Origin of the sequence: Nostoc sp. GT001, from assembly GCF_030382115.1 — a bacterium.
GTDB lineage: Bacteria > Cyanobacteriota > Cyanobacteriia > Cyanobacteriales > Nostocaceae > Nostoc.
This window is the reverse complement of record NZ_JAUDRJ010000003.1, coordinates 4,895,394-4,911,000: the sequence shown is the minus strand read 5'-3', so window position 1 is coordinate 4,911,000 and position 15,607 is coordinate 4,895,394. Positions and strand designations below refer to the sequence as shown.

The 15,607-nt window shown below is 39.8% G+C and carries 14 protein-coding genes; 9 read left to right on the top strand and 5 right to left on the bottom strand.

What is annotated here, in order from left to right:
- The first annotated feature begins 197 nt into the window (after positions 1-197).
- Positions 198-548, top strand: a complete 351-nt coding sequence (locus QUD05_RS23740) for a hypothetical protein (RefSeq protein WP_289798248.1) — start codon at positions 198-200, stop codon at positions 546-548.
- Positions 549-709: 161 nt separating this feature from the next.
- Here QUD05_RS23740 and QUD05_RS23735 read toward each other — a convergent pair whose 3' ends face one another.
- Positions 710-1,720, bottom strand: a complete 1,011-nt coding sequence (locus QUD05_RS23735; RefSeq protein ID WP_289798247.1) for a cyanophycin synthetase — start codon at positions 1,718-1,720, stop codon at positions 710-712.
- Positions 1,721-2,341: 621 nt separating this feature from the next.
- Between QUD05_RS23735 and QUD05_RS23730 the strand changes: the two genes are divergently transcribed.
- From QUD05_RS23730 to QUD05_RS23715, 4 genes are all read left to right on the top strand, one after another.
- Entirely contained in the window at positions 2,342-2,578 is a 237-nt protein-coding gene (locus QUD05_RS23730) for a hypothetical protein (RefSeq protein WP_289798246.1), read from the top strand.
- Positions 2,579-2,976: 398 nt separating this feature from the next.
- Positions 2,977-3,111: a response regulator gene (locus tag QUD05_RS23725; RefSeq protein ID WP_289798245.1), complete on the top strand. Its 135-nt coding sequence runs from the start codon at positions 2,977-2,979 to the stop codon at positions 3,109-3,111.
- Between the two features lie 205 nt (positions 3,112-3,316).
- Entirely contained in the window at positions 3,317-3,871 is a 555-nt protein-coding gene (locus QUD05_RS23720; protein WP_289798244.1) for an Hpt domain-containing protein, read from the top strand.
- Positions 3,868-4,836 carry a response regulator gene (locus tag QUD05_RS23715; RefSeq protein WP_289798243.1) on the top strand — a complete coding sequence of 323 codons (969 nt, stop codon included), beginning with the start codon at positions 3,868-3,870 and terminating at the stop codon, positions 4,834-4,836. The genes QUD05_RS23720 and QUD05_RS23715 overlap by 4 nt, the downstream gene beginning before the upstream one ends.
- Positions 4,837-5,068: 232 nt before the next feature.
- On the opposite strand, the gene QUD05_RS23710 is transcribed toward QUD05_RS23715, so the two are convergent.
- Complete coding sequence (locus QUD05_RS23710) at positions 5,069-6,205, bottom strand: cob(I)yrinic acid a,c-diamide adenosyltransferase (RefSeq protein ID WP_069068662.1); 1,137 nt, start codon at positions 6,203-6,205, stop codon at positions 5,069-5,071.
- Positions 6,206-6,585: 380 nt separating this feature from the next.
- On the opposite strand from QUD05_RS23710, the gene fraC reads away from it, so the two are divergent.
- The 3 genes from fraC (at position 6,586) to QUD05_RS23695 (ending at position 9,097) form a co-directional block, all read left to right on the top strand.
- Positions 6,586-7,125, top strand: coding sequence for a filament integrity protein FraC (gene fraC, locus QUD05_RS23705; RefSeq protein WP_289798242.1), 540 nt, complete (start codon positions 6,586-6,588; stop codon positions 7,123-7,125).
- 60 nt (positions 7,126-7,185) lie between these two features.
- Complete coding sequence (fraD, locus tag QUD05_RS23700) at positions 7,186-8,193, top strand: septal junction protein FraD (RefSeq protein ID WP_289798241.1); 1,008 nt, start codon at positions 7,186-7,188, stop codon at positions 8,191-8,193.
- A gap of 124 nt (positions 8,194-8,317) precedes the next feature.
- Positions 8,318-9,097, top strand: coding sequence for an ABC transporter permease (locus QUD05_RS23695; protein WP_289798240.1), 780 nt, complete (start codon positions 8,318-8,320; stop codon positions 9,095-9,097).
- Between the two features lie 249 nt (positions 9,098-9,346).
- Here QUD05_RS23695 and QUD05_RS23690 read toward each other — a convergent pair whose 3' ends face one another.
- The 3 genes from QUD05_RS23690 to QUD05_RS23680 all read right to left on the bottom strand — a co-directional run bounded on the left by QUD05_RS23690 (position 9,347) and on the right by QUD05_RS23680 (position 13,324).
- On the bottom strand, positions 9,347-10,003 hold the full coding sequence (locus QUD05_RS23690; protein WP_289798239.1) for a pentapeptide repeat-containing protein: 657 nt from the start codon (positions 10,001-10,003) through the stop codon (positions 9,347-9,349).
- Between the two features lie 275 nt (positions 10,004-10,278).
- Positions 10,279-12,033 carry an asparagine synthetase B family protein gene (locus QUD05_RS23685; protein ID WP_289798238.1) on the bottom strand — a complete coding sequence of 585 codons (1,755 nt, stop codon included), beginning with the start codon at positions 12,031-12,033 and terminating at the stop codon, positions 10,279-10,281.
- A 409-nt stretch (positions 12,034-12,442) separates the two neighbouring features.
- Positions 12,443-13,324, bottom strand: coding sequence for a 4-hydroxybenzoate solanesyltransferase (locus QUD05_RS23680; protein WP_289798237.1), 882 nt, complete (start codon positions 13,322-13,324; stop codon positions 12,443-12,445).
- Positions 13,325-13,673: 349 nt separating this feature from the next.
- Here QUD05_RS23680 and QUD05_RS23675 point away from each other — a divergent pair, with 349 nt between their 5' ends.
- On the top strand, positions 13,674-15,323 hold the full coding sequence (locus QUD05_RS23675) for a Ppx/GppA phosphatase family protein (protein ID WP_289798236.1): 1,650 nt from the start codon (positions 13,674-13,676) through the stop codon (positions 15,321-15,323).
- Positions 15,324-15,607 lie beyond the last annotated feature (284 nt).

The window sequence follows — 15,607 nt, the reverse complement described above, 5'->3', positions numbered from 1 at the left end:
TTATTAATCAATCAAACTCTTAAATAAATATTAGCACTCAACGCTTGTCAGTGCTAATTTATAGCTGAGGTTTAACGCCTATGATATGGATCAAAACTGTACTTTTTGTAGATGCTTTAGTTCCTTTCCAGATATTATTTTAGAAATAGAAAAAACTAAATATTTCCTGTAATTAATATAAAGTTGAGAGTACTGGCATGAAATACACTTTTGATATTGTAGGAATATCTCCACTTTTGCAGTTTTTTAATCAGCAACAGCAAAATGGGCAAAAACCACCCCACCAAGGTGTGGAATACTTGGGAATGCATAGGTGTACGCTAGATACGTTTTTAGAATCGGTGGAATCAGTTCCAGCAAAGTGGGATTGGAATCTGGATCAAGTCGTAGATACGGTGATTAAGTTTTGGTTGAATAACTCAGACAGTATTCGTTATTGGAAAGTGCGTTTAAATGATGCTGGTAAGGATAATTTACTAGTCACAAGATTGGCAGATATAAACGCCTTACAAGCTGAATTTGAATCCCTACTAGATAAGGAGTGGTGAAGAGATAGAATTGAAAAAGAACTCAGGAGGGGAGCAATCCCTGCTTCGCCTCCAGTCAAAATCAATTGTTTACTCTGCTAAGCTGTTACGTATACAACTTACATTATCAGGGCGGGCAAGATGCCCACCCCACAATCATATTTGAAAAATATTAGTGCAAATTAAAAGCGCAATAGCTTATTCTCGCTTTCAAGTACTTTGAGAACTTGGAGATATAAATTTTCTACTCTTTTCGTCTGAACTTCACCAAATGACGCATAGTGAGTTAAGCTAGGAGCGCCATTTACTTCAATAATCGTATAATCTCCCATTGGTGACGTTATATCACTAGCAAGAATATCTACACCTGCTAATCTCAATTCCATATCTTTTGTAATATTTACTGCTAATTTTTTAAAATCAGCATGGATATTGTCAGTGAAGTCTATTGCCTCACCTCCAGTTGATAAATTCGCATTATCTAAAAGATAGACTATATTATTCTTAGGTATAACATTACTAAAACTTAGCTTCCGTCTTCGCAAGTTTTTTTTGATTCTGTAATCTTCAAAATCTATAATTTCTTTTCTACCATTTTTGATAAAAGTTTCCTGCTTCTGTTGCATAAGTTGCAAAACAGTAGATTGACCATCTCCGATGATAAATAAGGGAATTCTTTGATATGCCGAAATTACTTCATTATCAAGTACTACGATTCTATAATCATTGCCACTATAAAATCTCTCAACAATAAATCCTGGTATTTTTTGCAAGATTTTCTTAGCTACTTGATAATATTCTTGTTTATTGTGAACTTTAGTAACAAACATTCCTTGACTAAGATTAATCGGCTTGACAATTACAGGAAATCCCAACTCCTTAGCATAATAAAATCCTGCATCTACATTTCTAGGATTAGCTATTTCTTCGCATAATTCGTCACTAAAAAATGTTTTTCCTTCAGTAACTTTATAGCCAAATTTATTTAAAAAAAAGTTTGAAACTCCTTTGTCTTTAGCGATTGCTACTGAACCAGAAGAATTAATACTAAACCTGGCACTACGAAAAAAGGTTTTATTGCCGTTTTTAAATGTAATCAATCCCATAAAGCTGCATTCTGGGTCTACTAAAACTACTGCTCCTATTTCCTTTGCTACTTTTTGAATTATTGATGTTACAAATGGTGTTTTCATTATCGATAACTATAATTTTATCGAGAAGATTGTAACTATTTTGTGACAATTAGTCAAGAATTTTTAATTTCAACAATTGCATCATGTTTTTTCCCTAAAGCTCTAGTCCAAAGCTAAAGAAAAATTCATCTTTGAATATTTCAATCAACTATGAAAATTTAATTATTCTCAACTAACTATAAAAAATGTAACTGCCTGCAATGTAGCTTTACTAATCACACTATAAAAAAATTAAGACTGTGTACGTGCTGATTAATTCTAGGTACGTTATTATTCATTTTCTCTTCAGTTTCTAAATAGTATGTTTTCAGACATTAATGTTTGTTTTAGCACTGATGCGGACTTTACTTATGTGTATGCATATAAATCATGCAAACCCAATAATTGCCAAACTTTCTACTTGAACATTGTTGTGTCCTGGAAACAATTGCAAGTTAAGGCTTTGAGATTCATTGTCACCTGAAAATTCCAACTTAATTGGTCTAAAATATAGCGCTCAGTGTTGACAATTTATTAATAATCGAATAACAAGGTGGCAGCAGCATTAAAAAAAGCGTTAGTGCATTCCTACCTAGAAACTAATTAACGCCCTTCATTAAACTTCATACGGTTAACATAATTATGCCAGAAAATACGGATAACAAAACTTCTCAATTAGACAATCAGACTATTGCGTATAAAGAACGCCTCAATTCTTGGGCGATCGCTCGTCTACTTCCGAATACGCAACGGGAGATTGTTGCTCGCTTCCGCAGCCGTTCTGATGCCGATGGCTACATGCGACACCTTCCTCAAGAAATACCAAATGCTTCCTACATGGTTGTTTTTGATTGTCAACGCCAAGAAGCTGTAATTTAAAGTGCAAGCGAATGGCATTAACCCTTGTTTTTCATCCAATACGCTTGAGTTAAAGGTTATTGGTGTAGATAATTGGTCTTCAAGACGCGATAAATCGCGTCTCTACAATCTGGTTTTGGGTTTATCTGGACTGTATTGGTTTTTAATCTCCATTACCCTTTTGTTGTGATCGCGGGCGTAGTCTACTTAAAATTTGCGTGAACCACTATATTTAATTTGCTCTCCAACGAGAGGCTTAGATCCCCAACTTCCTTCAAACAGTTGGGGATCTTTTGATTTGTTGTACCTTCTTCCATCTCAATAAACCAGACAAGCTGTTCCACATTTAAATTACATATACTGGACGGGCAAGATGCCCATCCCACAAGAGTTATATTTAATTCGATTATGCAAATTAGATGTTTTTTAGCTTACAGAAAATAGGTTATGGCGCAGATGTTGTCAGCAATGGGCTAGAAGCGATTGCAGCTCTGCAAAAACAGCGATTCGACGTAGTGTTGATGGATGTTCACATGCCTAAAATGATGGGTTAGAAGCAACTCGGAGAATCTGTCAAGAATGGGGAGTGGGTTTTCGTCCCCATATCATCGCCATAACTCAATACGGTTCAGTTAAGCATTTCTTCTCTTTGCGTCCTCTGCGTCTTGGCGGTTCGTTAAAAAATTGACTTTGATTAACAGAGTTTTAGCCTTAACTGAACCGTATTGGGCGTATCCCGGCTGAATCCCTATTGCGCCATTGGGCGATCGCCAAGTTTGTCTTGCTGCTGGTATGGATGACTACATTAGCAAACCCATTCAACTGCAAGAGTTAGCTCAGGCACTCAGCAAATGTCCACCCCAAAGAAATTCTGAATTCACTTCCATCAAACAACAAGAGGAAGTGATGCACCGAGAATTGCAACCTTCGTCAAATCTCTTACAATCAGGGCAAAAACAGACATTAAAAAGTGCCAAAATCCTCCCATCTTTACAGCTTATACTTAGAGGAGATCGTGTGGCATTTGCTGAACTCATTGAGTGTTGTCTTACAGAGACAGCTAGACTAGTGCAACATATCAGCACAGCGATCGCAACTCAGGATATCCAGACTATATGGCAGACAGCGCACAAACTCAAGTCCAGCACTGCTTCTATTGGAGCGATCGCCTTGGCGCAGCTTTGCAAGGTGTTAGAAGTACAGGCACGCAGCAGTAACTTACAAAACAATTTAGAATTACTTTCACTACTGTATCAGGAGTATGAACAAGTTAAAACTGCCTTAGAAAAAGAACTTGCGAAGGAAGCACCATGAAAGCCACTGCTCAAGAAAGCCAATGTTTAGTTTTAATTGTTGATGATGAACCTTTTATTCGCCTGATATTGCGGCATTTCTTGGAGCAGGAAGGCTATCAAATAGCGGAAGCTCAAAATGGCATAGAGGCAATAAATGTTTTTAAGCAACTGCACCCTGATATAGTACTCCTTGATGCCATAATGCCGGATATGGATGGATTCGAGTGTTGCACTCAGTTGGAGCTTCTGGACTGTAATAAGCACACTCCAATTTTAATGATTACAGGACTTGAAGATCAAGAGTCAGTTGACCGTGCATTTGCAGTGGGAGCAATGGATTTTGTGACCAAACCGATTCATTGGCCAGTTTTGCGACAACGGGTAAAACGCTTGATTCAGCAATCTCAGTTACAGCAAAAACTGGAAGCCGTAAATCTGGAATTGCAGCGATTAGTTACTATCGATGGATTAACTCAAATAGCGAATCGCCGACGCTTTGAAGAGTATTTTTCCCAAGAGTGGCACCGCCTAAAACGCGAGCAACGTCCGCTTTCCTTGATTCTTTGCGATGTTGATTTTTTCAAATTATATAATGATACCTATGGTCATCGGGTAGGCGATCGCTGCCTTCAGAAAATTGCTCAAGCTATCAAAGATATTATTAAACGTCCCGGAGATTTAGTTGCCCGTTATGGTGGGGAAGAATTTGCTGTAATTTTACCTAACACAGACATTGACGGGGCGATTCATGTTGCCAAAAAAATTTGTCATACTGTGCGAACACTAGCAATTCCTCATCAAAATTCCCAAGTTAGTTCTTATGTAACTATTAGTGTTGGGTTTACGACAGAAATTCCTCAGCCAGATTCTGACTTAGAAGAAATGATTGCCGCAGCGGATCGGGCGTTGTATAAAGCAAAGGCAGCAGGACGCGATCGCTTTGTGCAAAATATTCTACTACCCGAAAGTACAAATTTCCGCTAGTATGCCAAACTTCACATATTTCTATCCTATTTTCAATATATGGACTTTCGTCTGCTTATTCTATGCCTTGAAAATGCAAGCTCACTTTTAAAGCATTCATCCAAGACTGATCAATTAGATGATCGTGTTGCAGCCGACCTACAACAATAGCAGGATGAATATTGATACATTCCGCAAGAGCAATCACATCAGTTTCAGATTTAAGCTTCGCTAATTCCCCCTCATACTCAGGTTAAAAATCTACACCTCGTTTAAGTTCTACACCTTGATTAGCATAGTGTTTGTGGCAATAAACCTCTGAGTGGACGCTAGCCAAGTCGAAGTATGCAGGTGGATTTTGGCAACGGCCAGTGATAATAATTTCGGTGTCGCGGGGTTTGCGGAGTAAAGCTTGGACAATGGGTTCAACGGGGAGTAGTTCTAAGTCAACGGTGGGATTAAGTTCATCAAGAATAATAGTTTTATACAATCCAGAGGCGATCGCAACTTTTGCAATTTCCCAACCTCGTTCGGCTTCTACATAATCTAATTCTTGTCGGGAGTTTCGCCAGACGATCGCATCTCCACCGCAACGCTGATGATCCACCACTTCTGGATATGACTGCTGCAAAGCGGCGATCGCGGCGTCTTCTGTGTAGCCGCTACCACCTTTAAGCCACTGCATAATCAATACACGAGTAGACCCTGGATGATTAATTCCCCTACCAATGGCCTGTAAGGCTTTACCCAAAGCACTAGTAGATTTACCTTTACCAGCACCAGTATAAATTTCAATCCCTTCCAGGAAGAGGGCTTTGGCTGTTGGGTGGTGATGAGGTTTCATTTCTGAGTGCAAATCTGCAATATCGAGCAACTTTTGGGGTGCGGCGCGTCCGGTAGCGATGATTTCCAACTCTTGGGGTTTGGATTTTAATGTCTTTACGACTTCATCCACTGGTAGCAAACCCAAATCCAGAACTGGGTTAATTTCATCTAAGACGACAACTGAATATAAACCACTAGCGATCGCACCTTTGGCCACATCCCAACCCCGCATTGCTTCATCTCGGTCAAAGGTGGTAATTTCCTCTGGGCCAAAAAATTCGGCTCTCCCGGTGCGAACCTGGTCAATTAAATGGGGAAACCCGCGTTGTAAAGCTGCGATCGCGCCATCTTCATCATAATCACGTTCTGGCCCTTTTAAAAATCGCAGCAGTAAAACACGATTAGAATTGCTAGGCGTATTTATTCCCAAGCCAATGGAGCGCAAAACCACCCCCAAAGCCGCTTGAGATTTACCTTTACCCAGACCATCGTAGACGTGAATTTGACCAATAAGCCGTTCTTGACGCACTTGCGCCGTCCTAATCCCAATACCGTTCCTTGTCATCTCTCGAAAAGCTATAACTATGGCAGTCTTTAATCTTACCTAACCTCTTGTACTCTCAGTTAGAGAAACTGCCCCTCTAACGTGTCTGTACAAGGGTCAATTCGATCTATTAACAATATCAATAGACCAGAAAGCACAAGTAACTTTTGCTTTCCAGTTGGGGAAAGGTTAAAGGGGAAGGAATAATTCCATACCTTTACCCTTTACCCTTTACCCTTTACCCCTTAGCCCTTAGCCTTTTCCCCACTTCTGGAAGAAGTCCAATAGAGGAATACTGGCACACTCGCATAGTAAAGGACAAGAACAATGGGATAATTTCCCCCATCACCCTTACTATCCCAGTTATACTCACTACAGTTAACCCTTACCCGTAAACATTTATGCCTGACAATTGGATGCTTCCCAGGATTTTTCCCATTGGTGGATTTCTATTTGACTTTTTATTTGTACTGATTGCTATCCCCATCGAAGCTTATGTTTTACATTCTCGACTAAAATTTGACAAAAAAACCAGTACTTTTTATGCAATTTCTATCAATCTGTTTTCCAGTGTAATTGGTTGGCTCATGTTTTTTATCTCCGAACCAATGTTGCCAATACAGGTGAAATCAGAATTAATTAACTATATGTTTTTTAATAATTTCAAATCACCGAACACACAACCTTTAATTATTTTAACTGCTTGTATAATTTTTTTTGCTACGTTTTTGATGAAATTTTTTATTTTAAGGGTTTTGTTATTCTCATTAAATGAATCATTTGCGAAAAAAGAAGAGGAACCTAAAACATCCCAGCGGATGCAAAGGCGTCGTTTTACCACCCTTAATTTCCAAAATACTAATTTAGTTACAACTATACTAATAGCAAATTCTCTAAGCTATACTGCAATAACTATTATTTTATTATTTCGCTCAAAATAACAAGAAATTACTTGTTTAATTCAGATGGAAAATATTGATTAATCGGGTGTACGGAGGAATATGAATACGCTACTAAAAGATGTTTTTGGGGTTTTTAAATTTGCTGAAGGGCTTTATGCAGGAATTAGAAAATTATTAGTTCCACCCAAAGCTTATTCTTGGCAGACATTTATTTATATGAGTGTTTTCTCTTGGGTACTCTCATATTTTGCCACAGGTTATATCAAAGATATAATTGCCTTTTTCGGTTGGTTATTTTTAATTGCTGGTACAGCTTGGTATACAACTGAAGATCCTTTGAGGGTTCCTGGGACTTTTATGCCAGTTGGGGCAGTAATCACTGGATTCTTAGTGAGTGTTTTTGCATTTGGAGATCAACGAGATGTAATTACACCAAGAACAATCGTTTTTTGGCCAACAATTTCAGCACTAATTACGGCAATACCAGAGTTTATTGAAGGAAATGACACCGACGCAAAAGCTCGCATTCCTAAGCCACAAGACCGCCAAAAAATCATAATTTTAGTTGCTAGTAGTATGCTGCTAAGTTGCTGGATTCAGTTTCACTTTGTGACGGATAATTGGTTACGACAATATCCGAGTTTGCAAGCAGATACTTTTAAAAATAGTACCTTTATTGTCAGAACAGAACAGGCAGTGAAAATTCCCCGAAACGGCGTTGTAATTCTCCAGAGACTTCAACCAATAGTAGTAGAGCAAATAGCTGAAAGACCTTGGTCAGAAGTAGAGAAATGGTTGCTAGATGCAAAAGAGCGGGTAGGAAATCTGGGTAGGGAAATCATTAAAAAGAACCTGAGTAAATATGAAGAGAAGGAATTATGGCGCGTTGAACCACGTGTAGCTAATACGAAGTCTGGATATATATTAGATTTATTAAGTATTTGGATAGGCCCGAGTTCTAACCCACGGGGCTATTACTTAAAAAAATCTTGTCGCATTGAACCAGTTGCAGAAACTACTAATTCAGAGAATAAGATTACAGTTGCAGAAATTGAATGCGATCGCGCCAGTAAATTAATTCCTGGTTCACCGCCTCCGCAGCAGTGAGGAGTGGGGCAGAGGAGCAGAGGGGCAGGGGAGCAGGGGAGCAGGGGGAAGAATAATAAAATTACCTTTTTACCCTCTGCCTCTTCCCAATGACAAATGACCAATGACAAATGACAAATGACCAATGACAATTAACAGAATTTTTGTATTAGCAAAGAATGTGTTTCAGGAAGTGGTACGCGATCGCATCCTATATATTATTGGTTTTTATGCGCTAGTACTCGCCACTGCCTTCCGCGTCCTTCCTGAATTTGCAGCTACGACTGAAGATAAAATGTTTTTAGACTTTGGGATGGCAGCGATGAATGCCATCGGGTTAATTATTACAATATTTATTGGTACGGGACTAATTAATAAAGAAATTGAAAAACGCACTATTTTAGTATTAATTGCTAAACCTGTTAGTCGCAGCGAAATTATCGTCGGCAAATACTTGGGTTTATCCGCAGTCCTAGCTGTGCTTGTGGCCACGATGACAGCAATTTATCTGGTATTTCTGCAAATTGGTAATATTCCTCATCCAACAGCAAGCATTCTAATTGCTGCAATTTTCTTATTTTTGCAGTTGTCATTAATTACTGCCGTGGCTATTACCTTCGGTGTTTTTACTGCTTCTCTGCTAGCGACTATTTTAACCTTTGCAGTATATTTAATCGGAAATATTACTCAAGATTTAGTACAACTTGGTCGTCTTAGTCGTAACCCTGGTATGGAACGTCTAACTCAAGCTTTGTTTCTTTTCTTGCCAGATTTATCTCGATTAGATTTGAAAAATGATGGCGTTTATGGTCTGCAAGCACTACCTGACACCACTGCACTGATTATGAATGCTGGTTATGGCTTACTTTATAGTGCCATGTTGTTAGCGATCGCTATTTTTATCTTTTCACAACGCGAATTTTAGACATTGGGCATTGGGCACTTGTACTGAGCTTGTCCTGAGTTTCGACTACGCTCAACTACGCGTAGTCGTTCGCACAGCGTCTCCGACAGGAGAAGGGCGTAGTCGTAAAGCCTGCGGCATAGCTTCGCTTCGGGCGNNNCCTCTCGTAGAGAAGTATTGGGCATTGGGAATTGAAAAGAAGCAGAGGGGCAAACAGAAAGTTCTTCCCTCCTGACAAATGACAAATGACTAATGACTAATGACAAATGACTAATAAATAACTATTTGAGGTTGCTCAATTGTGCCATCAGGCATAATAGTATCTCGCAACTTTGCATAAATCAAATTTGTCTTCCAAAGGTTTGCCTTACTCAAGTTTGCTTTAGTTAAATTTGCCCATGTCAAATCTGCACTAGTTAAGTTAGCCTCAGTCAAATTAGCTTCTAGTAATTTTGCTCCACATAGCTTTGCTCGTGTGAGATTTGCAAAACTTAAGTTAGCTTCAATCAGTGATGCTTCAATTAATTTGGCTTCACTTAAGTCTGCTTCTCTCAAATCCACATCACATAAAGAAGCACCCCAAAGATTACTACCTGTGAATTTCACCCGCCATAAGAAAGTTCCGCACAAATTTGCTCTTGTTAAATCAGCATTAGTCAAATTGGCTTCACATAAAGATGCTTCGTACAAATTAGCTTCACGTAAGCTAGCTTGCATCAAATTTGCGCCACTTAAATTAGCACGAGTCAGAACACAGCCAGATAAGTTTGCATCACGCAAATCTGCTCCGATAAAGTTAATACCACTTAAATTAATTCCTTTCAGGTCGATTCCCCTCAAGTCACATCCACTGAAATCCCGACGCTGAAAATATTTATTTGTAATTTGACTTAAAATAAATTCCTGTTGTTGAGCATAATTGTTCATGGTATTCACCTCTGGGTGTAATTGATCTCAAAGGTTGAGTGTAGTAGTTACCGTATATTGAGATTACACCGCAAACGGAGATTAGCTCAGTAAATAATCAAAAATAAATTAACAAAAAATCGGCAATCACTTGAAAATACGTTTTTTCAGTGGTTTATAAAACAAAAAATGCTGACATAAGTCAGGAAATATTTATATAACAAGAGTCATGTTGCTTACTGCAAATTCAAAATTAACATAAGTAATATTAATGGCGTATCCTTTTGTTGCTTTCATTACTGTGCTTTTTGATTTACTTGTAACCAAATTTCTAAACTAGCAAGCAACCACAGCTTTACTCCATAACGACTCCAAGTATCGCCTTGATAGTTTAACCAATTACGAATTGGCAACTGGTTTAAGTAAGGAGTGATAGCTGCATTCCGATTTAGCAATAAATCTCTGGCTTCTTGCTGCCAATATTTCCGAAATCCTAACTGCACCGGTACCATCATGCCACTTTTGGGACGATGAATAATTGTGTCTGGTAAAATATCTGCGATCGCTTGCTTTAAAACTGCTTTTTCTTCCACTCCAGAAAGCTTATATTCTGGAGGTATTTCCATGCTTAAGTCTACTATTCGTTGGTCAAATAAAGGAGAACGACCTTGCAAAAGAGCAGCTTGAGTCAAGTTACTGACTTTGGTCAGAATTTGGTCAGCGCCTTTAAATTTGATATTCATTGCCATCAAACGATTCAGATAGTTTGCTTGGGAATATAAATCTTCTGCAAAAACCCAAGGCGCTGTTTGTACTGCTGTCCAAACTTCTGGTTTTAAAAGTTGCGGTAAATCAACAGCACACTTTTGAAAGAAAATTAAATAAGCTTGCAATGCATCTTGATTGGTAACGGAGCCATATAAACTATTAATTAGCATCGGCTGATTTTTTGGGCCGCCAAAACAGGGGTCGCCACCTTCGCCATTCAAAACTACTTCTACACTTTCTCTCGCCAGTCGTCCCAGCAAAAGGTTGGGAACAGTCAATGGGTCGCCAATGGGGTCATCTAAATAAGCCATTGTTTCCGGCAAACGTGACCACATATCCTTAAAAGTAATTTCTAAAATGTGATGCTGCGTTTGACAATGGGATGCAACGAGATTGGAAAATTCTAACTCATTGGGACATTCTGAACCAAAATGAATCGAGAAGGTGTGGACTGGTGCTTTGTGGAATTTTGCTACTAAAGCAGTGATACTGCTAGAGTCCAAACCACCAGAAAGAAAAACGCCAACGGGTTCATTTACTGGTGGTAAATATTCTTGAACAACTTGCTCTAGGAGTTCTCGCAAGCGATCGCCATGCCATGCTAAGGGTCGATCTATTGCTACAATCTGTTCTTGAAGTTGCCAATAAGCTGTAACTTTGTGGTCAGGAAATTCTAAAACGGTTCCAGGTCGCAGTTCCCGCACCTGTTCCCAAAGGGTTCGTTCGCCAGGAACAAAGGCACAACAAAGATAATCTCGCAACGCCACCAAATCTAAATCAGATGAACGATGGGGTGATAAAGTTCTTAGCTGAGGCGCAATCCAACGAACTGAACCAGTGGTAGTGTAATAGAGAGTACGAACACCGATGCGATCGCGAATCAATCTCAACACCTGTTTCTCTCTATCCCAAACCACTAGCGCAAACACCCCTACAAGTTGGCTAAGACTTTCATTAACCCATCGTTCCCAAAGATTAGCCACCAGTTGCAGAGAACTTTCTTGAAAGCTATCCGGTTCAATTCCCAACTTTTGCAGCAATTGCACTCGGTTAGTTAACCAAACATCACCAACAACAACAAATCGTCCTCTAGAACTGATTGCTAATTTCTCCGTCGGCAATTCCGAATTTGTGTGTGGTAAGATTACAGAAATTTTTTCATCTCGCCAAGCTATATCTTCATAGTTTGCATCAACTGTTCCCCACGCTACGCGCCAGCTTGGGTTAGTTTTGATGAATTCGATTTTAGGAGATTTACGATTTTTAAACGCATCAAATAGCATGGTAAATTTTCAACGCATAATTCAGTAAGAACCTCATCTCCAAGCACCTAAGAGCGAGGCTAAAGTGTACGCACAAGTCTTTCTGACCCCCTCTAACTCCCCTTGTCAAGGGCTACGGTGTACACACAAATCGAAAAATCCTCTACAGTGAAACTGTCACGCCCACCCATATCCCGCCCAGAACTGAAGTTCTGGGCTGATAGCGAAACTCCACTGAAAGTGGACTAAATAATTAATTCAGTCCACTTTCAGTGGACTTGGGCTATGAGACTCGGAATTCATTCCGAGGCGGGATAAAAACACAGTGCGAGATTCATTAATAAACAAAGATATGGCTGCGGCAAGACTTGTGTGTACACCGTAGCCTTTACAAGGGGAGGGTTAGGGTGGGGTAAATCCAATTTACTCCTTATAAAGATCCAGCAATCATCCCAGCAAGTAAAATAAAACCAATCCACACATTTTGCCGGAACATCTCACCATAAGCAGAATTAGGTAAGTATTGGTCTCTTAATCGCAGAGACTGCCAAACCCATCCGATAGTAGCAACTGCAAGGCTAATCCAGAAGGCTAAGTGCAGATGTATAACTATGCCTAACCAAGACAATAACAAGATTGTGCCAGCAAAGAAAATTCCAATAGCTAGAGGGGCATAATTACCAAAAAATAGGGCGCTGGATTTAACACCAATGCGGCGATCGTCTTCCTTGTCGCTCATGGCGTAAACTGTATCAAATCCCAATGTCCACAATACAGTCGCGCCCCAAAGCAACCAAGTTGGTTGAGAAATGCTTTGTGTTACTGCACTCCAACTAATCAAGACCCCAAAACCCCAAGCGATGGAAAGTACTAGTTGCGGTACAGGAAACACCCGCTTTGCACCTGGATAAAGCAAAATTACAGGCACTGCTGCTACACATAACCAGAAACTCAGGGGATTAAGATAAAAGGCCAAAACTGCTGCACATACTAAAGAGACGATCGCGACTACAATCCCAACTTTCACAGATAAAGCGCGAGAAGCAAGGGGGCGATCGCGTGTTCTCTCCACTTCTGGATCGATATCCCGATCCCACAAATCGTTGACAACACACCCAGCCGCACTCGTAGCCAGAGTACCCAATATAATCACACCAACCAGAGGTAAAGGGGGTTTCCCTGAAGCTGCCAAAAACACAGCCCAAAGGGCAGGAATCATTAAAATTAACCGCCCTTCTGGTTTATGCCAGCGTAAAAGCCGGATAATTACAAGCCAAATTGGTGACTGGGGGCGTTCTGGCGTCGTTAACATAGAAATCAACAAATAACTTTAGAGAGATGAATTCACACTTCTTTACATCTATAGAATAACGTTATTTGTTATTTGTAAAAACATAACCTAAAGTGGCAACTTTAAATATCTTTAAATAGTCACTCAGGTTATAAATAGTAGGGTGAATATACATAGCTCAGTTACCCTCGATCAAGCTGAGTTGCGAATGCTGAGTATTTTTTAATTTACTCAATATTCAGCACTGGCTCAACGCCCTGCTACCGCTAACAGCACTCAGTCTGAGCAAGTGTGTTGTCATAAATATCAGTGCTAGCTACCCCGACGTATCACCGTTTGCCATCATTTCTTAATAAAGAGAGAAAACTAGATGCTGAATTTAGTTTCTAGCTGGGAGAGTATTCCTACTCAACCATCTAAGCAACATCGGATTATTGCTGCCATTGACCTGGGAACAAATTCTCTACACATGGTAGTAGTCAAGATTGACCCCACACTACCAGCTTTCAGCATTATTGCTAAAGAAAAGGAAACCGTGAGGCTTGGCGATCGCAATCTTACCACTGGAGAACTCAAGCCAGAGATAATTGAAAAGGCGATCGCTGCTTTAGGACGCTTCCAAGAAGTTGCCAAAACTATCAACGCTGAAACAATCATCGCTGTGGCAACTAGTGCTGTGCGGGAAGCCCCGAATGGTAAAGATTTTTTGCACAAAATAGAAGCGGAGTTGGGTTTAAGCGTTGACTTGATTTCTGGTCAAGAAGAAGCGCGGCGAATCTATCTTGGCGTGCTATCGGGGATGGAATTTCACAACCAGCCCCACATGATTATTGATATTGGCGGTGGTTCCACAGAATTGATTTTAGGCGATAGTCACCAAGCCCGCACTCTCACCAGTACCAAAGTTGGTGCAGTGCGACTCACTAGCGAGTTAATCACCACTGACCCCATCAGCAACACTGAGTTTAACTACTTGGAATCTTATACACGGGGCATGTTAGAACGTTCCGTGGATGAGATCCTAGCCAACCTAAAGCTTGGGGAATCTCCCCGTTTGGTGGGTACATCTGGCACAATTGAAACCCTGGCGATGATTCATGCACGGGAAAAGTCGGGTGTTATTCCTTCCACTCTCAATGGCTACCAATTTAGTTTTAAAGACTTGCAAGAGTTGGTAAATCGCTTACGGAAACTGAATAATTCCGAAAGGGCTGAGATTCCTGGTATGCCAGAGAAGCGCCCTGAAGTTATCCTTGCGGGCGCAGTGATATTACAGGAAGCAATGACCCTTTTGGGCAGTGAATCGGTAACAGTTTGTGAGCGTTCTCTGAGAGAAGGCGTAATTGTAGACTGGATGCTAACCCACGGTTTAATTGAAGATAAGCTACGCTACCAAAGTTCAGTTCGGGAACGGAATGTTCTCAAACTCGCGGATAAATACCACATCAACTTAGAATACAGCGATCGCGTGGCAAAATTTGCCGAGAGTTTATTTGACCAAACTCAAGGTACTTTACACCACTGGGGAACTGACGAGCGACAAATGCTGTGGGCAGCGGCAATATTACACAATTGCGGTCATTACATCAGCCATTCGTCTCACCACAAGCACTCTTACTATCTGATTCGCAATGGTGAATTACTCGGTTATACAGAAACCGAGATTGAAATTATTGCCAATTTAGCGCGTTATCATCGCAAATCGCCGCCCAAGAAAAAACATGAAAACTACCAGAGTTTGTTGACTAAACAACAGCGACAAATTGTTAGTCAATTAAGTGCAATTTTAAGATTGGCAGTCGCATTAGATAGACGACAAATTGGTGCGATCGCTCAAGTGCAATGTGAGTATTATTCACAACTTAATCAGGTCAATTTGCTAATTTTCCCAACTCAATTGGATGATGATTGTGACTTAGAACTTTGGAGCTTAAATTATAAAAAAGGAGTGTTTGAGGAAGAGTTTGGAGTGAAATTAGTAGCGAGTTTAGAAAGGTCTAGTATTCCTAACTTGTCTTAGAAATTAGGGTGCGTTAACTAGTGTAACGCACCTGCACATAGCTTATGTTTATGGTTGCGATCGGTAATCAGCTTGAGAAGTTAGTCTCAATATAAAAGCTTAAGGTAAAAATCAAAAAATTTATTTAATGACTTTTTAAGAAGGTATTATTAACCAGTAATGTTGTATTATACAACAAAAATCCTAATTAATTTTGCAAAGTGTATCAATTTAAATAATATATATAATTTTGACATCTAACTTAAGGATGAATTTATAACTGTCCCAAGGAACCATTTAAAAAC